This window comes from Arthrobacter sp. zg-Y877 (assembly GCF_030373105.1).
Taxonomy (GTDB): domain Bacteria; phylum Actinomycetota; class Actinomycetes; order Actinomycetales; family Micrococcaceae; genus Arthrobacter_B.
In genome coordinates, this window is record NZ_JAUCPU010000003.1 from 574644 (window position 1) to 595206 (window position 20563).

17 protein-coding genes, 1 tRNA gene and 1 pseudogene are annotated in these 20563 nt (G+C 66.6%); 5 read left to right on the forward strand and 14 right to left on the reverse strand.

The window, feature by feature from the left end:
• Positions 1-108 precede the first annotated feature (108 nt).
• Together pcrA and QNO03_RS10080 are read right to left on the reverse strand one after the other, a co-directional pair.
• Entirely contained in the window at positions 109-2559 is a 2451-nt protein-coding gene (gene pcrA, locus QNO03_RS10075; RefSeq protein WP_289603191.1) for a DNA helicase PcrA, read from the reverse strand.
• A gap of 62 nt (positions 2560-2621) precedes the next feature.
• Positions 2622-3425 (reverse strand): inositol monophosphatase family protein, encoded by an 804-nt coding sequence (locus QNO03_RS10080; protein ID WP_289603192.1) that lies wholly within the window; start codon positions 3423-3425, stop codon positions 2622-2624.
• 92 nt (positions 3426-3517) lie between these two features.
• On the opposite strand from QNO03_RS10080, the gene QNO03_RS10085 reads away from it, so the two are divergent.
• On the forward strand, positions 3518-4162 hold the full coding sequence (locus tag QNO03_RS10085; protein WP_289603193.1) for a hypothetical protein: 645 nt from the start codon (positions 3518-3520) through the stop codon (positions 4160-4162).
• Positions 4163-4183: 21 nt separating this feature from the next.
• Here the strand turns inward: QNO03_RS10085 and QNO03_RS10090 are convergent.
• Positions 4184-6145, reverse strand: a pseudogene (locus tag QNO03_RS10090) (MMPL family transporter); the annotation flags it as partial.
• Between the two features lie 85 nt (positions 6146-6230).
• Here QNO03_RS10090 and QNO03_RS10095 point away from each other — a divergent pair.
• Entirely contained in the window at positions 6231-6764 is a 534-nt protein-coding gene (locus QNO03_RS10095; protein ID WP_229949226.1) for a MarR family winged helix-turn-helix transcriptional regulator, read from the forward strand.
• Between the two features lie 32 nt (positions 6765-6796).
• Positions 6797-6870: transfer RNA gene (locus tag QNO03_RS10100), tRNA-Arg, on the forward strand.
• Positions 6871-6963: 93 nt separating this feature from the next.
• On the opposite strand, the gene QNO03_RS10105 is transcribed toward QNO03_RS10100, so the two are convergent.
• The 3 genes from QNO03_RS10105 to QNO03_RS10115 form a co-directional block, all read right to left on the reverse strand.
• Complete coding sequence (locus QNO03_RS10105) at positions 6964-7872, reverse strand: carbohydrate ABC transporter permease (RefSeq protein WP_289603194.1); 909 nt, start codon at positions 7870-7872, stop codon at positions 6964-6966.
• A gap of 1 nt (position 7873) precedes the next feature.
• Positions 7874-8797, reverse strand: a complete 924-nt coding sequence (locus tag QNO03_RS10110) for a carbohydrate ABC transporter permease (protein ID WP_289603195.1) — start codon at positions 8795-8797, stop codon at positions 7874-7876.
• 61 nt (positions 8798-8858) lie between these two features.
• Positions 8859-10091, reverse strand: a complete 1233-nt coding sequence (locus tag QNO03_RS10115) for an extracellular solute-binding protein (protein ID WP_289603196.1) — start codon at positions 10089-10091, stop codon at positions 8859-8861.
• 243 nt (positions 10092-10334) lie between these two features.
• On the opposite strand from QNO03_RS10115, the gene nagB reads away from it, so the two are divergent.
• Positions 10335-11096: a glucosamine-6-phosphate deaminase gene (nagB, locus tag QNO03_RS10120; protein WP_289603197.1), complete on the forward strand. Its 762-nt coding sequence runs from the start codon at positions 10335-10337 to the stop codon at positions 11094-11096.
• A 3-nt stretch (positions 11097-11099) separates the two neighbouring features.
• Here the strand turns inward: nagB and QNO03_RS10125 are convergent, their stop codons facing one another.
• Positions 11100-12989: an ABC transporter ATP-binding protein gene (locus QNO03_RS10125; protein ID WP_289603198.1), complete on the reverse strand. Its 1890-nt coding sequence runs from the start codon at positions 12987-12989 to the stop codon at positions 11100-11102.
• 194 nt (positions 12990-13183) lie between these two features.
• Here QNO03_RS10125 and QNO03_RS10130 point away from each other — a divergent pair, with 194 nt between their 5' ends.
• Complete coding sequence (locus QNO03_RS10130) at positions 13184-14893, forward strand: ATP-binding response regulator (protein WP_289603199.1); 1710 nt, start codon at positions 13184-13186, stop codon at positions 14891-14893.
• Between the two features lie 53 nt (positions 14894-14946).
• On the opposite strand, the gene fdhD is transcribed toward QNO03_RS10130, so the two are convergent.
• From fdhD to QNO03_RS10165, 7 genes are all read right to left on the reverse strand, one after another.
• The gene (gene fdhD / locus QNO03_RS10135; protein WP_229949222.1) at positions 14947-15792 is read right to left on the reverse strand and encodes a formate dehydrogenase accessory sulfurtransferase FdhD; all 846 of its coding nucleotides are present in this window, start codon (positions 15790-15792) and stop codon (positions 14947-14949) included.
• Positions 15793-15891: 99 nt separating this feature from the next.
• The gene (locus QNO03_RS10140) at positions 15892-17187 is read right to left on the reverse strand and encodes a molybdopterin molybdotransferase MoeA (protein WP_289603200.1); all 1296 of its coding nucleotides are present in this window, start codon (positions 17185-17187) and stop codon (positions 15892-15894) included.
• Positions 17184-17468, reverse strand: coding sequence for a DUF6457 domain-containing protein (locus QNO03_RS10145; protein WP_229949219.1), 285 nt, complete (start codon positions 17466-17468; stop codon positions 17184-17186). Before QNO03_RS10145 ends, QNO03_RS10140 begins: the two co-directional genes overlap by 4 nt.
• A 36-nt stretch (positions 17469-17504) precedes the next feature.
• A complete protein-coding gene (mobA, locus tag QNO03_RS10150) occupies positions 17505-18182 on the reverse strand; it encodes a molybdenum cofactor guanylyltransferase (RefSeq protein ID WP_289603201.1) in 678 nt (225 codons plus the stop codon).
• Complete coding sequence (locus tag QNO03_RS10155; RefSeq protein WP_229949215.1) at positions 18182-18682, reverse strand: HNH endonuclease; 501 nt, start codon at positions 18680-18682, stop codon at positions 18182-18184. The genes mobA and QNO03_RS10155 overlap by 1 nt, the downstream gene beginning before the upstream one ends.
• A gap of 268 nt (positions 18683-18950) precedes the next feature.
• Positions 18951-19733 (reverse strand): NlpC/P60 family protein, encoded by a 783-nt coding sequence (locus QNO03_RS10160; RefSeq protein WP_289603202.1) that lies wholly within the window; start codon positions 19731-19733, stop codon positions 18951-18953.
• Between the two features lie 26 nt (positions 19734-19759).
• On the reverse strand, positions 19760-20563 hold the full coding sequence (locus QNO03_RS10165; protein ID WP_289603203.1) for an NlpC/P60 family protein: 804 nt from the start codon (positions 20561-20563) through the stop codon (positions 19760-19762).

The window sequence follows — 20563 nt, forward strand, 5'->3', positions numbered from 1 at the left end:
TAGTCCCTTGGGGCTGAACGCCGATCCCAGACTACCCCTTTAGTGATGAAGCACACAGTTCTATCGTTTGTAGAAATTACCCCGTGTGGGTTATGAAAAACTCCCTTCTCAGACCTCTTTGGTGAGCGGCGCATAACGCAGCAGCAGGCGCTTTTCGCCGACGTCGAACTTCACCTTCGCTACTGTCTTATCCCCTGCGCCTTCCACGGCAAGCACGGTGCCGTGGCCGAACGATGTGTGGTTGACCTTGTCCCCGGCGGACACGGACAGGACTTCCTTCTGCGGCTGCACGCGGCCGATGGCCTTCGCCACGGGAGAGTTGGCGGTGCTGCCGCCCGTTCCCATCGGCGCTCCGGCACCCCAGGAGGAGCCGCCGTAGCGGCTGGAGGTGATGCTGCCGCCTCCGCCCCAGGTGGGACGGTCCATGCCCTCGCGCTTCCACTCGATCAGCTCCGGCGGCACTTCACCCACGAACTGGCTGGCCGGGTTGTACTGGCTCTGGCCCCACATGCTGCGGACTTCGGACCGGGTGAGGTACAGGCGCTGCCGCGCGCGGGTAAGTCCCACGTAGGCAAGGCGCCGCTCTTCGGCCAGTTCGGCCGGGTCCGTGGCCGAGCGCTGGTGCGGGAACAGGCCCTGCTCCATGCCGGTGAGGAAGACCACCGGGAATTCCAGCCCCTTGGCGGTATGCAGGGTCATCAGGGTGACCACGCCCTGCCGGCGGGATTCCTCGACGGCGGCGGCGACTTCCTCGGCCGAGCCGCCGGGGGCGTCGGGAATCGAGTCGGCGTCTGCCACCAGGGAGACCTGTTCCAGGAACTCCCCCAGGGAGCCCTCGGGGTTGTCGCGTTCATATTCGCGGACCACGGCCACCAGTTCGGCCAGGTTCTCCACCCGGGACTCGTCCTGGGGGTCGTTGCTGGAACGCAGCTGGGCCAGGTAGCCGGTTTGTTCCAGCACCGCTTCCAATGCCGCGGAGGCGCCGGATCCGCTGGCCACCTCGGCGAGGTCGTCAATCATCTTGACGAAGCCGTTAATGGAATTGAGCGACCTGGTGGCCAGCCCGGGAGCCTCCTCGGCGCGGCGCAGGGCCGCCATGAAGGAAATCCGCTCGCGTTCGGCCAGTGCCGCCACGGAATACTCGGCCCGGTCGCCGATGCCGCGCTTGGGTTCGTTGAGGATGCGCCGCAGGTTGACGACGTCGTCGGAGTTCACCAGGACGCGCAGGTAAGCCAGCGCGTCCTTGATTTCCTTGCGTTCGTAGAACCGGGTGCCGCCGACCACCTTGTAGGGCAGGCCCACCCGCACCAGGACATCTTCCAGGGAACGGGACTGGGCGTTGGTCCGGTAGAACACCGCAACGTCGCCCGGGCGCAGGTTTTCCTCGTCCTGCAGCCGGTCGATTTCCTCGGCGATGAACCGGGCTTCCTCGTGTTCGTTCTCGCCAACGTAGCCGATGATCTTTTCGCCGTCGCCCTCCGCCGTCCACAGCCGCTTCTCGGGGCGGTTGGGGTTGCGGGAGATCACTGCATTGGCAGCGTTGAGGATGGTCTGCGTGGACCGGTAGTTCTGCTCCAGCAGGATGGTCCGCGCGCTGGGGTAGTCCTTCTCGAAGTCGTTGATGTTACGCACGTCGGCGCCGCGAAAGGCGTAGATGGACTGGTCGGAGTCGCCCACCACGGTGAGTTCGGCCGGGGGAAGGTCCAGGGCGTCGTCGTCGCCGCCCACCAGTTCCTTAACCAGTGCGTACTGGGCGTGGTTGGTGTCCTGGTACTCGTCCACCAGAATGTGCCGGAAGCGGCGGCGGTAGTACTCGGCCACGCCGGGGAAGGCACGGAACATAAACACCGTCTGGGCGATCAGGTCGTCAAAGTCCATGGCGTTGGCCTGGCGCATCCGCTGCGCGTAGCCCTTGTAGACATCGGCGACGGCCTGCTCGAAGGGGTCGGCGTAGTTGGCCGATTCCGCGTAGGACTCTTCGTCGATGAGTTCGTTCTTCAGCGCCGAGATCTTGTGCATGATCGACTTCGGCGTGAAGCGCTTGGGATCCAGGTCCAGCCCCTTCGCCACCAGGGTGATCAGGCGCAGCGAATCCGCGGAGTCATAGATGGAGAAGTTCGAGTTCATCCCCACCGTCTTGGCTTCCCGGCGCAGGATCCGCACGCAGGAGGAGTGGAAGGTGGAAATCCACATGGTCTTGGCGACGCCGCCCACCAGGGCTTCGATCCGCTCGCGCATTTCCGCGGCGGCCTTGTTGGTGAAGGTGATGGCCAGGATCTGCCCCGGGTTGGAGCGGCCGGTGGCCAGCAGGTAGGCGATCCGGTGGCTGAGTACCCGGGTCTTGCCGGACCCGGCCCCGGCAACAATCAGCAGCGGCGAACCGGCATGCTTGACCGCTTCCTCCTGCTGGGGATTCAGTCCCTGCAGCAGGTCCGCGGCACGGCTTTCATCCGCGTAGGAGGAACCCCTCCGCTGGGTCTCGGGATGCGGTGCCCCGGCGGCAGGCGCGGGCACATCTTTGCGGGGTGCGGGAAAAAGTGGATCAAAGAGGTAGTCCATGATGGCTTTAAGTCTAGGCGCTGCGGCTGACATTCCGGTGAGAGCGGAATCCGGCCGGCCGGTCAGGCGGAGGTCAACGCCGCGTGGATTTCCCGGACGGCTGCCGCGGTGCCGGCGATGTGCCAACGGAAACCATTTACTTCGACGACGGCGGTGCTGCCCCCGGCGGCCAGGACAATGGCCTTGCCCGGGAGCCAGTCCCACTCCGGGCAGCTGTGCTGGAACCACGCACCGGACTGGCCGGTGGCCACCCGGGCGAGGTCGCAGGAACCCGAGCCCATCATCCGGATGGTCGCGGCCCGGGACGCTGCCGCCGTCCAGGGTCCGGTCACTTCCGGGCGCAGCAGCCAGGTGGGATGGATATACGTACCCGCCGAGAGGCGGTTCAGCGGTTCGTCCGCCGGCGGGGCGATGACCACCCCGTTCAGCGTGGCCGGGAAGCCCTTGCCACCGATCCACAGCCGGTCCTCCTGCGGCTGGTAAATGGCGCCGAGCAGGACATCCGGATCTCCGGGCAGGTTATGCGGCCCGGCGTCGGCCCGCAGCGCGATGGCCGAACACCAGTAGGTGGATCCGGCGAAGAAGTTGTAGGTGCCGTCCACCGGGTCAATGACCCAGGACCTGCCCGAGGTGCCCTGATGGCTGGCACCCTCCTCCCCCACAATCCCGTCGTCGGGGCGCAGCTCGCGCAGCCGGTTCACCACCAGGGCCTCGGCCTCGCGGTCGGCGGCGGTCACGACGTCGGACACCGACGTCTTCTCGCTGGCGGTCAACCCCTCCGACCGCATACGCAGGGCCAGCTGCCCGGCTTCCCGCACCAGGTCAGCGGCAAGGAACAAGTCTTCGGGGGACGCAACGGCACTCATAACCCACCAGCGTAGCCGTCTGGCTGCGTCCGGGACAGGCGCGCGGAGGCCGGCTTCCGGGGCCACGGGAGCAGTGCGGCCATACTGTACCTATGGGAAAAACCGCCGCACAGCGCGCTGCCAAACACGGACCCGCCACCGGATCTCCCCGCGCGGGCGTCCCGGGGACAGCGAACACCGCCCCGGGCCAGCGCCCGCAGGGAAAGAGCAGTCCCGGACTCGTGGTTATTGCCGGCGTCGTGACCACGCTGTTCCTGTTCTGGTACCTGCACCTGCTGGTGCTGGGCCAGCTGAGCCAGCTCGCCGACGGATTGGCCATGCCCGATTCGCTGATCTTCGGCTATGGTCAGGACCATCTGGCGGACCTGCGTGCCGCCATGGACGCGGACGCCCTGGGTCAGCTCAGCTACGTGCACAAGACCGCCGGGACGCTCTTTCCCTTGGTCTTCGGACTGACCTGGCTGCTGATCATCGGGCTGAACACCCAGCGCCGGATGCTGCGCTGGGTGTTCTTCAGTGCGCCGATCCTCTTCGTGGTGGCCGACCTCTGGGAGAACATTGCCATCGACAATGCCCTCGGCGCCGCCGAACTAACGGGCGGTGATGCCGCCCTGGCCGCTGCGCTGACCGTCGCCCGCTGGGTCCTGCTGGGGCTCAGCCTGGTGGCGTCCGTGGCGTCCGTCTTTACCAGCCGGGTTGGACGGCCACCAGAACTTGTCGCCCAGGACAAAGGTTAGGGCCGGGACCACTACGGTCCGCACCAGCAGGGTGTCGAACAGGACGCCGATCGCCACGATGATGCCCACCTGGGTCAGGGTTACCAGCGGAAGCACCCCCAGCACGGCGAAGACGGCGGCCAGCAGGATGCCGGCGCTGGTGATCACCCCGCCGGTGGAGCGCAGGGCCGCCAGCATGCCCTGCTTTGTTCCCATCGAGGCCGCGTTTTCCCGGGCCCGGGTGGTCAGGAAGATGTTGTAGTCCACGCCCAGGGCCACCAGGAACAGGAACGAGTAGAGCAGCGTCTGCACGTCCATGGCGGGGAAGTCCAGCACGTTCTCGAACAACAGCCAGCTCAGCCCGGTCGCGGCCAGGAATGTCAGCAGCACCGACGCGACCAGCAGCACAGGTGCCACCAGGGAACGCAGCAGGATCATCAGGACCAGGAACACCAGGACAATCACCGAGGTGCCCACGAGGACCGTGTCGTGCTGGTTTGCAGCCAGCTGGTCCACCCGCTCGGCCGCTTCACCGCCCACCAGCGCCTCGTAGTCCTCCCCGGCCAGGTCCGCGCGGAGGTCGGTGATGAAGGTGTTCGCTTCGTCGGTGCCTGCCTCGTAGCCGGTGATCAGTTCCACCCGGGTACGTCCGTCATGCTCGGTGCCGGCAGTGGCTGTAGTGACGCCTTCGAGGCCGGACAGCTGCGCGACGGCGTCGTCCGCCGAGTCGGTGTCCACCAGTACCGTCACGGGTGAGGAGGAGCCGGCGGGGAAGCCTTCGGAGAGGGTTTCCGCAGCGGTGACCGCCTGCGGCTCGTCGCGGAACTGTTCGTTTTCGCTTAGCCCGACCTGCAGGGTGAACAGGGCGCTGCCCAGGGCCAGCAGCACAATGACCGCGGTGCCGGCGATGGTTTTGGGGCGGCGGGCGGTGGCTTCGCCGAGGCGGCCCCAGAACTTGCCTTCCTTGGCCGGGTCCCCCACCTTGGGCACGAACGGCCAGAACAGCTTGCGTCCCAGCAGCACCAACGCGACGGGGAGCAGGAACAAGGCGCTGAAGATAGCCAGGACAATGCCGATGGCGGCGGAGAAGCCGAGGCCGCGGTAGCTCTGGGTGTCGGCGAACAGCAGGGTGAGCAGGGCCAGGATGACGGTGCCGCCGCTGGCAATGATGGCCTCGCGGGTGCGGATGAGGGCCTTGCCCATGGCCTCGTACACGGAATCGTGGAGGCGCAGTTCCTCCCGGTACCGGGCAATCAGCAGCAGGGCGTAGTTGGTTGCGGCGCCAAACACAAGGACGCTCGTAATGCCTACGGCAGACGGATCCACCGTGATCCCGGTGGCGGGGGCCAGCAGGTCCACCACCTTCGCTGCGAGCTGTTCAATGGCGCCAACAATCGCCAGCGGCACGATCCAGAGCCACGGCGACCGGTAGGTGATCAGCAGCAGTACGGCGACGACGCCGGCGGTGACGGTCAGCAGCACGAAGTTGGCACCGGAGAACACCCCTGCAAGGTCGGCGCTGAACGCTGCCCCGCCGGTCAGTTCCGCCTTGACGCCCTCCGGAGCAGCATCGGCAACCGCGCTGCGCAGATCCTCGACCTCCGCGGAGACGGCATCGCCGTCGTCGGCTGCGGCCTGCAGCGTCAGCGGAACAATGGCCACGAGCTTATTCTCCGAAACCACCGGCGGGACCTGCGGCGGCGGCCCTGAGGCACCCGCCTCCGTGGCGGCCGCGTTGATCTCCCCGATTGACGCGGTGTCCGCGTCGGTCAGCGGGTTCCCGTCCTCACGGGAGATCACCACAATGGCGGAGGATTCCTGCGCGTCAGGGAACTCCTGCAGCAGGTCGGCCACCTGGGCGGACTGGTACTTGTCATTCAGTCCGCCCACGTCGGTGGTGTCGTTTTCCTGAGCCGGCAGGGCGAAAAGGCCGACGATGACAGCCACCCCGATCAGCAGCGTGATCCACGCCGACTTGGCGTTCTTCACTATTCCTGCGTACATGTGCGTATCTCCCAGTGACGTAAGTATCTCTGCTTGAAAGTATCTCAGCTATCGAGATACTTCAACTCCCAGTTACTATTGGGCTGTGGAGGATCGGGAGCTACGGCGGGATATTGTGGACGCACTCCGCGGCATGAGCCTGGACGGGCAGCGTGTCGCGGACGCTTTTGCGCACTCACACGGCCTCAACGCCACGGACATGCGCGCACTGGTGCTCATCATGGAGGCGGAAATACGGCACCAGGCCCTCACGGCCGGGCAGCTCAGCAACCAGCTGGGAACCTCCTCCGGCGCCACCACGGCAGTGATCGACAGGCTGGAGCGGATCGGCCACATCCACCGCAACCGGACCCACGCGGACCGCCGGAAGGTCACCCTGCACTTCGAGCCGCTGGCCATGCAGCTTGCCGGCGCCTACTTCGGCCCCCTGGGCGCACTCACCGATGAGGTAATGAACCGGTACACGGAAACCGAGCTGCGCACCATCCTCGGTTTTATGCAGGCCATCCGCGAGAGCTACTCCCGGCACATCGCAGCACAGCAGCCCGACGGCGGTGCCGTTGGGGGTACCGGCACGGACGCGCACGGCCTGCAAACGCCCGCCGGAAGAAACGGGTAAGCTGGTAGCGCCCGCCGGGAAGCCGGGGGTGCGCCCTCGTAGCTCAGTAGGATAGAGCGGCCCTCTCCTAAAGGGCAGGTCGTCGGTTCGATTCCGGCCGGGGGCACATTTTTGTTTAACCCCGCATCCGTGTTTACGGCCGCTTCGGTTTGCGGCGCGCGTTTTCCGGCAGCCCGCGTTCCCGCACCCCCCCCCGCTTTTACTTGACCGCGCCGGCCGTGAGCCCGCCGATGAGGCGCTTCTCGATGACCGCAAACAGGATGATCACCGGCACGATCGCCACAATCGACACGCCGAACACGTATTGCCAGCTGGTGGCGTACTGGCCGATGAATTTTGTCAGCGCGACAGACAGTGGCTGGTTCTCCGCCGTGGACATAATCACCAGGCTCGCAGCGAATTCGTTCCAGGATGAAACGAAGGTGAAGATGACTGCCGTGACGATCCCCGGCCAGACCAGCGGCAGGTTGATCCGGAAAAGCACCTTGAGCCGCCCCGCACCGTCAATCTGCGCCGCTTCGTCGATTTCGCGCGGAATCGCGGCAAAGAAGCTGTGCATGATCCAGAGGGCGAACGAGAGGTTGAAGGCCGCATTGATCAGGATCATGGCCAGCCAGGTGTCATTGAGGTCCAGCCACAGCATCTGGCGGAACAGTCCCGCGGTCAGCACCGCCGGCTGCAGCATCTGGGTCACGATCACCAGGAACAGGAAGACTGTCCGGCCGGGGAAGGAGAACCGGGCCGTGTAGTAGGCGGCCGGTGTGGCCACCATCAGCACCAGCAACGTGGCGAAAACCGCAATGACCACGGTCGACACCAGGTTGTAGGTCAGGGGTGTTTCCGGGGTGCTCCACATGGACTGGTAGTTGCCGAACTGCAGGCCGTCCCGGGGCAGGTAGGCGGGCGGAACGGACAGGATCTCGGAGCGGGTCTTCAGGGAGCCCGCCAGCATGATCAGGTAGGGCGTCAGGAACAGCAATGCAATCACGGCACCGACTGCGGTACGCCCCCACATCCGGCGGGCACTGACCCGGTCGGCGCCGTACCGCCGGGGGCGGACGGATACACCTGCGGCCGGGCGGACCGGTGCCGGGGCGGTGATGGCCATTTCAGGCCTCCTTCGTCGGTTTCACGATTTTCACGTAGGCGGCCACGATCACCAGCACGACGGCGAAATTGACCACGCTGAGCGCGCTCGCCACGTCCAGGCGCCGGTCGAACTGAAGCACCTTGAAGATGTAGGTCATCAGCGTGTCTGCGCTGTAGCCGGGGATGGATCCGGTCATGATCCGCAGGATGGGCAGGTTGTTGAAGACATTGATGATGTTGATCAGCACCGCGACTGCGAGCGCGCCCCGCAGCTGGGGCAGCACCACACTGAAGTACGTGCGCACGGGTCCGGCGCCGTCCATTTTGGCCGCTTCCAGGGCGTCACCGGGCACGGACTGCATTCCGGCCAGCAGGGTATAAGTGGTGAACGGAAGGGACACGAACACCCCCACCACAATGGCCGCGGCCAGGGCGGTGGCAACGTTCTTGGTGAATCCGTAGGAGGCGTCCAGCAGCCCGGCGTCGACTAGGAACTTGTTGATGACTCCGTAGTCGCGGTCCAGCCCGTAGTAAAACACCGTTGTCGTCATGACGACGCTCGCTGCCCACGGCACCACAACCGCCATCCGGACAAGGGTCCGGCCAGGGAAGGGCTTGTTCAGGAAATTCGCCAGGGCCAGCGACAGGAGGACGGTCAGTGTCACCACCACCGCTACCCAGACCACGGTGTTGAGCAGGATCCGGGGCAGGTTGGGGTCCGCGAAGACCGTCCGGAAGTTGGCCAGCCCCACCCCTTCCACGTTCGTGCCGGCCTGGCTGATCCGCCGGGTGGAGCTGTAGATCATGTAGCCGGCGGGGAAAATCACCACCCCGAACACCAGGACCAGGACCGGCCCGATCCAGGGCAGCGCACTCCATCCGCTGTCGCTGCTGCGGCGTTTCCGCCGGCGGATCCGCACGTCCGGATGGCGCACTGCACTCATAGGTTCAACCGTTCGGGTGCGGAGGGGTCGCGCCCAGCGGTGCGGCCCCTCGGGACGGGTGTCAGGCTGCGTCCGCCTTGGCCTGGATCTGTGTCAGGACCGTCTGCGGATCCTGGTCCTCGAGCTGGCCCATGAGGGACTTGAACGCGCCGTCGGTAGCGTTCCAGCCGGGGTTGGTTGTGGGGTAGAACTTCGCGCTGGGCAGCATCTCCAGGAAAGGCAACAAATCCTCGTCAGCACCCATGGCTTCCGAACCGCTCTTGGTGGTGGGCAGGAACCCCTCGGTTTCCACCCAGTCCACGTAGTTGTCCTCGGCGAAGAAGAAGTCCATGAAGGACCGGATGTTTTCCTGCTTGTCGTCGTCGTTCTTGAAGGCCATCAGGCGGTCGGCGACGCCGAGGGTGGACGGCTCGCCGCTGTTCGTGGGGACATTGGCAATCCCGTAGTTCAGGTCCGGGTTTTCCTCCTCGATCTGGCCGACGGTCTGCGGCAGGGCGTACACCATCCCGATCTGCCCCTGTGCGAAGACGTTGAGCATCGGGGTGCGCTGGGTGGCACCAGGATCCGGCTGGGTGAGCCCGTCGGAGATCATCTTTTTCATAAATCCGGCTGCCTCAAGGTTCTCGGGTGTGTCCACCGTGATCTCCGCTTCGTCCCCGAAGCCGCCCCCGTTGCCAGCGAACCAGATGAGGGTTTCGCCCTGCGCCTCCTCCGAGCCCAGCGGCATCCCATACCCGGGAACCCCGGTAGCGGAGATCTTTTGGGCTGCCGCGTGCAGCTCATCCCAGGTGGTGGGTGGAGCCTCGACCCCTGCAGCGTCGAACAGGTCCTGGTTGTAGAACAGCGCACGCACCGACGCGATCAGGGGAAGGCCGTACTGGGTGCCGTCCAGGGTCTCGTTCTCGGCGAACGACTTCTGGAAGTCGCTGATGGTTTCCTCGGAAGCCACCTCGTTCGCCGGGTAGAGCAGCCCTTCATCCGCGAAGGCGGAAAAGGCACCGCCGTTGTAGATGTCGGGGGCTTCGCCTGCCTGGATCTTGGTCTGCAGGACCGATTCCAGGTTCTCCCAGGACTCCACCTGCAGGTTGACCGTGATGCCTTCATTAGCCGCTTCAAACTCTTCGATGACGCCTTCCCACAGGGCCTTCGTGCCGTCGGAGTAGCTGGGCACAAGCAGGTCCAGGCTGCCGGCATCCCCCTCCCCGCCGGAATCGCCGCTTCCGCCGAAACCGCAGGAGGAAACCGCGAGGGCTCCCGCCGCAGTGATGGCCACCAAGCCGGTTCGAATCTTCATTTGATCCTCTTTCGCGAAGCCCAGTTGATTGGAAGATGATTGCCGCCGACACAGTGCCCGTCAAGGGAAGTGCCCACTACGGGAAACAGCCCGTCTCCCGCAGCATCCGCGTAGTGCCTGGCCTCTGGACAGCAACTTCGCCGGGGGTCCATCATTGAGCAACTTTTCGTCCGCTCCCGAAGGAACCGGGGGACAATCCGGAGGAGCAGCGCCATGCTCCCAGAACCGGGCAGGAATCCACTGATGCACGTTGTCATCCTCGAGACGCCCGCAGATGTGGGAGACTATGCCGCCCGGGAAATCCTGCGGGGTGTCGACGCAGGGCAGATCAGGAACCTCGGCGTAGCCACCGGCTCGTCACCGTTGTCCCTTTACAAGGTGCTGGAACGCCACCGCAGCAGCCGGCTCGCCGCGCTGCACGCCTTCGCGCTGGACGAATACGTGGGCCTGGCGCCGGAGCATCCGGAAAGCTACCACGCGGTGATCCACCGGGAAGTCACCCAACGCCTCGGACTGGATCCGGAAAACGTCCACGTGCCCGACGGCAGCGCAACGGACCTGGCCGCCGCCTGCGCCGCTTTCGAGGCCGCCATCCGCGCGGCCGGAGGGATCGACCTGCAGATCCTGGGGATCGGACGCAACGGACACATCGGTTTCAATGAGCCGACGTCGTCGCTTGCCTCCCGTACCCGGGTCAAGACCCTGATGTCCGCGACGCGCAGGGACAATGCCCGCTTCTTTTCCGACGCATCCTGCGTGCCCACGCACTGCGTCACCCAGGGACTGGGCACCATCCTGGAGGCGCGCCGGGTGATCCTGGTGGCGCAGGGTGCCGCCAAGGCCGCAGCGGTGGCCAGCGCCGTGGAAGGACCGCTGGCCGGCATATGCCCGGCGTCGGTACTCCAGCTGCATCCGGACGCCGTGTTTGTCCTGGACCGGGAAGCGGCCCGGGACCTGACCCTGCAGGAGTACTACCGGAACGTGCAGGAGCACGGCAGTCCGTGACGGTCAGGGACTGCCCACGGCGTCCCGGCCCCCTGCCACCGCGAACTGCGTGTTGTACAGCTCGGCGTACCGCCCGCCCTGCTCCAGGAGCTGGGTGTGCGTGCCCTGTTCGGCGATCTGTCCGCCTTCGATCACCAGGATGCGGTCCGCATTGCGGATGGTGGACAGCCGGTGCGCAATAACGACGGCGGTGCGTCCCTGCAGTGCCTCACCGAGGGCCGCCTGGACCGCGGCTTCAGAGGTGGAGTCCAGGGCGGCAGTCGCTTCGTCCAGGATCACGATCCGCGGCTGGGCGAGCAGCAGCCGGGCAATGGTCATGCGCTGGCGCTCACCGCCGGAGAGCCGGTAGCCGCGCTCCCCCACCATCGTCTCCAGCCCGTCCGGCAGGGAACGCACCATGTCCTCCAGCCGGGCCCGGCGCAGAGCGTCCCAGACCTCGTCCTCGCTGGCTTCGGGGCGGGCCAGCAGCAGGTTGGCGCGGATGGTTTCGTGGAACAGGTGCCCATCCTGGGTCACCATGCCCAGCGCCTGCCGGATGCCGGCAAAACCCAGGTCCCGCACGTCGGTACCGGAGAAGCGCACGGCGCCCGAATCGACGTCGTACAGCCGTGCCAGCAGCTGGGCGATGGTCGACTTTCCCGCACCCGAGGTCCCCACCAGGGCAACGGTCTGCCCGGGTTCCACCCGGAAAGACACCCCGTGCAGGACTTCCTCACCCCCGCGGTTGTCCAGCACCGCCACGTCCTCGAGGGACGCGAGGGACACCTTGTCCGCGGTGGGATAGGCGAACCGGACGTCGTCGAACTCCACGCTCAGCGGGCCCTGAGGCACCGGTGCCGGCGAGTCCTTCTCCCGGATCAGCGGCCGCAGGTCCAGGATCTCGAAGACCCGCTCGAAGCTCACCACGGCGCTCATGATCTCCACCCGGGCGTTGGCCAGGGAGGTCAGCGGGGCGTACAGGCGGGTCAACAGCAGTGCCAGGGTTACGACGTCGCCCGTGTTCAGGCTGCCGCGCAGGGCAAGATAGCCGCCCAACCCGTAAACCAGGGCCAGGGCCAGGGCGGACACCAGGGTCAGGGCGGTCACGAAGACGGCCTGCATCATGGCCATCTTCACGCCGATGTCCCGCACCCGCGAGGCACGCACCGCGAATTCACGGGATTCGGCGTCCGGCCGGCCGAACAGCTTCACCAGGGTGGCACCGGGTGCGGAGAACCGCTCGGTCATCTGGGTGCCCATGGAGGCGTTGTGGTTCGCGGCTTCCCGGCGCAGTGCGGCGAGCCGGCCGCCCATCCGCCGTGCCGGCAGCAGGAACACCGGAAGCAGCAGCATGGCCAGCACCGTCACCTGCCAGGAGGTCCCCAGCATCACGATCAGGGTGAGGATCAGGGCGACGACGTTGCTCACCACCCCGGAGAGGGTTCCGCTGAAGGCCTGCTGGGCGCCGATCACGTCATTGTTGAGCCGGCTCACCAGGGCACCCGTGCGGGTGCGGGTAAAGAAGGCGATCGGCATCTTCTGGACGTGGTCGAAGACGGCGGTGCGCAGGTCCAGAATGACGCTTTCGCCGATGCGGGAGGAGAACCAGCGCGTCGCCAGGGAGACGGCGGCGTCCGCTACTGCGACGGCGGCAATCAGCAGTGCCAGCCGGGTCACGACACCCGGGGCAGTACCGGCCACAATGGAGTTGACCACCTGCCCGGCCAGGACAGGGGTGGCCACGGCCAGGAACGCGCCCACTACGGAGAGCAGTACGAAACCGAGGAGACGTTTCCGGTATGGGGCGGCGAAACGGACAATCCGTTTCACGGTTTCCCGCGAGATCTTGCCGTCAACGCCCTTCGCGCGCGAAATCTGCATGAGTGAACCCCATGCTGCGCCTTCCATACTCATGTCTGTTCCTCCGATATCTGCACGTTCCAGCTTAAGCCCGCGCGGGGACCATTCCCGGGCGATCGCCAGGGGCTGAAACAGTGCCGGAATTCCCCCGAAGGCGCAGTGAACCAGGTCACTGGTTTCGCTCCGGGCGCTGATACACTTCGAATCGCTGCCCCTGGAGTTGAACCGGGCACCGACGAAAGGCCGTAATGTCCCCGGCACTGAAACCCTTCGCCGCCCCAAGGGGCGGCGCCTCTTCGGAGGGCAGTATCCCCACCACGCGAGCCAAGGCCCTCGTTTCCATTGAGCAGCCCGAGGTCTTCTCCGTCGTGGCAGGAATCCTCGCCGACGCGGGTCTTGATGCAGTGCCCGTGCTGGACCTCGACGAGGCCATGGAGGCCGCACGGACCGACTCGCCGGTGCTGGCCGTAGTGGATTCCACGATCCGGCAGGTCACCGGCATGGACATGCTCAAGCGCCTGCGGTACGAGCCGGCAATCACGAAGATTCCGGTGATCCTGGTGGCGGGCGAAGCCGGGCTGGACATGGACTTCATGATCGAACTGGGCATCGCCGACTTCGTGGCGAGCCCGGTGGACCCCGAAGACCTCGCGCGCAGGGTCAACCTCATCCTTGCCACCGCTGAGGCACGCCGGGACCGGCGGACGGCAGCAGCCCGCCTGCGGGAGGAGACCCGCCGCATTTCCGCCGCCATCCGGGCGACGAACGATCCCCAGCAGATGGCCGAACTGGTGGTGCACGGTCTTGGCGCCACGTTTGAAGCGGACCATGTGCGGCTGGTGACCTTTCCCGACGAACGGGTTCCGGAACTGAGCCTGGCCTGGGCCCGGGAGGAAACCGCCGGGGGCATACCTGAACTTTCCGGGCACGCCGCCGGTGAACTGGCAGAGTCCCTGTGGGAACGCGGCCGTGCCCTCGCAGTCGAGGACCACCACGCCCAGCCGGGAAGCGAGCCGGATCCGATAAGCACCGTTTCCTTGGCGGCGGGCCTGCGGACCTCCATGGTGGTGCCGCTCGGTCACGGGGACAAGGCTTTTGGCCTGCTCTGGCTTGCCGGGGAAAGCGCCCCACGGGACTGGACGGGTACGGAAACTTCCCTAATAAGGCATGTCAGCGGAAACCTGGCCCACGGCCTGGTGCAGGGCAACCTGATCACGGCGCAGCGGATGGTACTCAAACGGCAACGGGACCTGGACCAGGCGAAGACCGACTTCGTGGCCACCGTCAACCACGAACTGCGGACCCCGCTGACCTCGATCACCGGGTACCTGGACCTCATTCTTGACGGCTCCAGCGGGGATATACCGGACGATGTGGCGCAGATGCTGAAGATCGTTGGGCGCAACGCCGTCCGGCTGAATCAGCTGATCAGCGATCTGCTGACCATCTCCCGGCAGGACGCGGATGAGAGCAGCCTTGCGGTGGAGGAAGTCGACCTGGCGGAACTTCTCAGCGCCGTCGCCGCCTCCTTGGCACCCGCCGCCGGTGCCAACAACCTGGACCTGCGGTTGGACCTCGGCCCGGAGGCGCTGCTCGTGGATGGTGACCGTGCCCAGTTGGAGCAGGTGTTCACGAATCTCTGCTCCAACGCTGTAAAGTTCACACCCGCCGGCGGGTCCGTGCAGGTCTGTGCGGAGCTGGTTCGGCCCGACGGCGCCGGACCCGGTGTGCGGGTGCAGGTCCGGGACTCCGGAATCGGCATCCCGGAAGCGGACCTGCCCAATCTTTTCCGCCGCTTCTTCCGCGCCTCCAACGCCACCGCCGCTGCCATTCCGGGAACCGGGCTGGGGCTGGCCATTGTTCAGGACATTGTGCTCCAACACGGCGGGGAACTGGGCATCGATTCCAAGGTGGGCCAGGGCACCACGGTGACGGTCCTGCTTCCCGCCTCGCGCTAGGTAAGTGCGGAAGCGGCAGGACCTCACCGCGGCGCGAGGCGGGGCCTAAGCCGCTAGGCGAGGGCGGGGGTCCCGGCGAGGATCCGTTCCGGCGCGGAGTAGCAGTTCAGGGACGCGCCTCGGCTGAAACCGATCAGCGTCATCCCGCCGTCCTTGGCCAGTTCCACGGACAAGGCAGACGGTGCGCTGACCGCCGCAAGCACCGGGATACCCGCGAGCTGGGCCTTCTGGACCAGTTCGAAGGACGCGCGTCCGGAGACCTGCAGCACCATGCCGCTCAGCGGAAGCATCCCGGCACGCAGTGCCCAGCCAACCACCTTGTCTACGGCATTGTGCCGGCCCACGTCTTCGCGCAGGCACAACAGTTCGCCGTCGGCGTTGAACAGGCCTGCCGCGTGCACGCCGCCGGTCCGGTCGAAGACCTTCTGGCCCTCGCGCAGCCGGTCCGGCAGGGAGGCCAGCATTTCCAGGGGCAGCCGCACACCGTCGGTGGACGGGTCGAAGTGCGAAGACTTCCGTACGGCCTCGATGGACGCCGTGCCGCAGATGCCGCAGGAGCTGGAGGTGTAGACGTGCCGCTCCATCCCCGTGTCCGGCAGCGCGGTACCGGGGCGCAGCTGGACGTCCACCACGTTGAAGGTCTGGTTGCCTTCCTCATCCACTCCGGAGCAGTACCGCAGGCTGACCAGCTGCGCGGGATCCCAGATCACCCCTTCGGAAACCAGGAATCCTGCGACCAGGTCGAAGTCGTCACCCGGCGTGCGCATGGTGACCGTGAAGGACTTGCCGCCGATCCGGATTTCCAGCGGTTCCTCCCCGGCCAGTACGTCGTCCCGCCGGCTGACGTTGCCGTCCAGTCGGAACCGCGTGACCCGTCCTCGTTGGGTAACCCGTCCCATGATGTCTCCCTGTCTGTGGTGCCTAAATCCGCCGGCGGATGCCGGCACTGCCCGGTATTACCGGTTTTTGTTGCCCGTACGGTCCGGTTTCTCCACCGGTTACCAGGACGGTGCGCGGTTGACCTGCCACGGGAGGGGCAGCGCCATTACGGCCTGGTCCCTGATGCAGCCTTCCGGAGGCACCACCATAACGGCGTCGGCCTCGGCCAGTCCCCGGAGCATACCGGAGCGGAAATACGGTGAGGGCATGGCCCGGTCCTCCTGGATGCTGCAGGGAACCAGCCGGGTCCTGCCCGGCAGCGGTTCCAGGTCAACTCCGGCCAGGACATGCCGTTCCCGGGAAATCGGGGCTCCCCGCAGCCCGTCCAGCAGCGGCTGGACAATCGTGAAGACTGCCATCATCGCCGCCAGCGGATTGCCGGGCAGGGCAACCAGCAGGCGGCCGTCCTGCAGCCGGGCGAGCATGGTGGGATGTCCCGGGCGCATGGAGATTCCGTCAATCAGGAGCTCCGCCTCGACCTCCTCCAGGGCACGGCGCAGGTGGTCGGCGTCGGAACGCCCGGTACCGCCCGTGGTGATGAGGACGTCTCCGGAGGACATGGCAATGGAGAGTTCATCCGTGGCTTCGCTGCTCAGCGCTGCCACCACTTCCTCCAGCCGGTCCGGCAGGCGCCGGACGACGTCGATCCGTCCGCCCAGCATGGCGATCAGCTGCGGCAGCTGGGGTCCGAAGGTGTCCCGGACCTGGCCGGGCTCGGGCAGGCCCGCCTCGATGACCTCGTCCCCGGTCAGCAGCAGGGACACGCGCGGGGAGCGCAGCACGGGCAGCGTGTCATGCCCGCAGACGGCGGCCAGGGCAATGTGTGCGGGGTTCAGCAGTTTTCCTGCGGGGATGGTGGTCTCCCCCGCCGCTGCTTCTTCCCCGGCAGGGCGGATGTGTTCGCCCGCCCGCGGTTCGCCTTCGCGCGCCCGGTCGCCCAGGCTCAGCTGCGGAGGGGTCGTGGCGGAAACCGTACCGCTTTCCGAGCGCAGGACGGCTTCGGCGCCCTCCGGGATCAGCCCGCCGGTGAGGATTTCCACTGCCTCCCCCGGCTGCAGGGCGCGGCGTCCGGATTCGCGGTGGACCTGCCAGCGTTCCACCTCGGGTTCTTCCTGGGTGATGACTGTCCACGGCGGCGCCCCCGCAACTGCCCAGCCGTCCATGGCCGCCGAGGCGTAATGCGGCACCGGCTGCAGGGCGGCGGTCTCGACCGCAAGGATCCGGCCGAGCGCCTCGTCCAGCGGCACCGTCTCGTAGGGCAGCGGGCGGGCAGCGGCATAGGCCGCGTGACGCGCCTGCGCCCAGGACGCGTTGGGCTGGACCGGCAGGATCACGGGTACGGCGGGTTCGGTCACTGGGCGTCTCCTTCCGCCGCGGCGTCGCGGCACTGATCGGCGGCCACAGCCATGGCGGAACGCATGGCGACGGCGTCCTCGGCCTGGCCGCTCGCCGCTGCAAGGCCTGCGGCATACCCAACAATGAAGGTGGTCAGCGGCGCAGCGGGCCGCACTACGCTATGCGCTGCAACTGCAGCCAGGTCGAGGACAGCGGCGACATCCACCGGTGTGCCCTCGAGCTCCAGCGCCTGCAGCAGCCTGGCGCTCCATGCCTCGAGTAGTTCCTGCTGGCTTGCCATTCGTGCTCCTTCGTATCGCTTGGGGACTGCCCGTTGCTACGGCAGGTCCCCGGCGCTCACACCCAGCGATTGCGCGTCGTTCCAGGTGTCAACATCGGCTGTACTCATCGGGGGAACATCAACACCCCTCCATTGCACCCTAGCAAGCAACGCCTTCATGGACTTGTTCGCCAAACCTTCGGAGGCAGCGGCGTTGACCGCTGCCCGGAGGTCGGCTGTGCGGTAGAGGGCTGCCAGCGGCTGCCGGTTGCCGGTTGAATCGACGGCCAGCAGGCTTTCATTCCCCGGCTCAGCGGCCGCGGTCAGCAGCGCCCGTACGGCGGTGGACACCTGGGGCATGTCGCAGGCCAGGACCAGGGTCCACGGACTCCCGGCAGTGTCGCCGTCGTCGGTGGCGTTACCGGTGTGATGAGGATCGCTGCCGCTGTCCTGGGCGGACAAGGCAGCAACGGCGGCCCCCACCGCTGCAGCCGGACCGGCGAACGCAGGCTCTTCGCGGACCAGCAGGGTGGGTGTCTCCGGGTGCCGGGCCAGTACGGCCGCCAGCTCGGGAGGCCCGGCGACGGCGGTCTGCCGGGCCTCGGGCACCGCGGCGAGGGTGGTTTCCAGGAGGGTGCGATCCCCGGCCAGCAGCAGCGCCTTGGGCGTGCCGCCAAGCCGCGTGGACCGGCCACCGGCGAGGATCACTGCGTCATAACGGAGGGTGGCGGACATCAGGCCGCCGTGTCATTCTGCAGGAACGGATCCCACTGGGGGGAAGGGCGTTCGAGTTCGCGGATCTGCCAGCGGGCACCGCGGGGAGCCTTAGGCGAAATCCGCAGTTCCCAACCAAGCTGTGCCAACGTCCGGTTGCCCTTGGTGTTGTTGCAGCGCAGGCAGCAGGCAACCAGGTTCTCCCAGCTGTCGTCACCGCCGTGGGACCGAGGGACCACGTGGTCCACGGTGGCAGCGGCCTTTCCGCAGTAGGCACATTCATGGTTGTCCCGCCGCAGGACGCCCCGGCGGGTGGCAACGGTGCCCTCCCGGTAGGGAACTTTGACATAGCGGTGGAGCAGGATAACCGACGGCCTGGGGAGGATTTCGTTGGGTCCGACCACGGGTTCGCCGCTCTCTGCCACCACGCTCGCCTTTCCGTTCAATACCAGTACCAAAGCACGGCGGAAGGTGATCACGGCCAGCGGCTCATATCCAGCGTTCAGAACGAGAGTGCGCATGCACATACCTCTTCGTCTGCCGCCCACGAACCGGTGAGTACAAGACACCGTTCCGCAAACGGCACTTCGGATTGTCTATGCAAGAGTAGAACGCGTTTGCGATCTTCGCCATTTACACCGGCAGTACCCGGACCGGTCTCTTGGTACCCGGACCCCGCTTTCCGCGCCCCGGGAACCCGGGTATGGAAGTGGAAACCGGGTTAAAGAACCCGGGTTAAAGAGGTAAGGCCCCTCCCGAAGGAGGGGCCTTACCTGGTGCGCTGGCTGCTTAGCCGCCTACGCGGATGTACACGCCGCCGGAGCCGAGCTCGGCCGGCGCCACAACAGTGGAGCCGCCGTTGAACCCGCCGTGAACGGCCTGTCCGCCGCCGACATACACGGCAATGTGGGCCAGGCCCATGCCGCCGTTGGCGTAGTAGATCAAGTCACCGGGCATGGCCTCAGCTGCACTCACCGTCCGTCCAAGGGAGAGGTAGCTTGCCGGATAGCCGTGGTGGTTGATGCCGGCTGCGGCCAGGGCGTTGGTCACCAGCCTGGTGCAGTCCTGGCCCACGCCAAGCTGCGCGTAGGCTGCGGAGGCAATGGTTGAAGCCACACCTGTTGCAGCCTGTACGGGCCGTGCGGATGCCGTGGTGAGACTGGTGGAGTTCCCGGCAACTGCCGCGTTGCCGCGGACCTGCTGCTGGGCGGTGGCTTCGGCGGCGGGTGCCTGTACGGCAACCGCTGCTTCGACCGGCGCTTCGGGTTCCGGCGCAACGATCACGCCGTTGATCCCGTCCCGTTCGAACGAGATAGCCACGTCCGCGGGAACCTGGAGGGTCTTGGCCGCGGAAAGGTCCAGCGTGCTCGTCTGGACATCACGTACTACGTCGGCCCCGGAGGCGTTGGCTGCAACACCGGTCGTCAGCACCAGCCCGGAGGCTGCCGCAATGACGGCGGCCTGGCGGCCTACCGTTCCGGCGTTGGAGCTGACGGCGCCGGCAAGGGCGTTCAGTGTGGTGGTGCGCTCCACCGGCGCCCGGTGGCGGGCGCGCTCAACTGTCGTGGTCATGATTCTCCGCGTCTCGAATTTGTGGATTAGCTGACGCGGACGAAGCTGACGCCGCCCAGGTCTGACAGGCTGTGCAGGCCGGTGTTCATACCGTTCAGGCCACCGCTGATGACCTGGCCATTGCCGACGTAGATCGCAACGTGGCTGCCGGAGACTACAAGGTCACCGGGTGCCGGGCTGGAAACGGTGGGACCGAACTGCAGGAACTGCAGAGGGCCCAGGTCGCCGACAGCCTTGCCGACGGAGCGCAGTGCCTTCTCAACCATGGCGGTGCAGTCCTGCGCAACGCCGATCTGGCCGTAGGCGGAAGCCACGAGGCCGGCTGCGACGTTGCCGGAAACCGGAGCCTGGGCAACTGCTGCGCCACTGTTGGAAGCGGTGGTGATGTTCGAAGCGGCGGCTGCGGGAGCAACGCGGGCGGCTGCAGCGGTCGTAGCTGCTGCGGCCTGCGTGGCGGCCAGCTGCGCGGCGGCTTCGGCCGCGGCCTCTTCGGCTGCAACCTGTGCCCGGTAGTCGGCGCCGGAGATCGTGGAGATCTTGGCGATGTCTGCGGACTCGAGGGTGTAGAGCTCGAACGGTGCGTCTGCGGGAGCGGTAACGCTGCCGGTGACGACGTTCAGGGGGGTGGCTTCAAGGGCCTGGCGGTCCGTGCTAACGGATGCAGCCTGTGCAGGAAGTCCTGCAGCCAGCACGAGGCCGGATGCTGCAACGACGACGGCGGCCTGGCGGCCTACGGTTCCGGCGTTGCTGGTGACTGCCTTGGAAAGTGCAGCGATCGGGTTGGTCTGTACGGTGGCAGCGCGACGGCGGCCGTGAACGTTTGATGACAC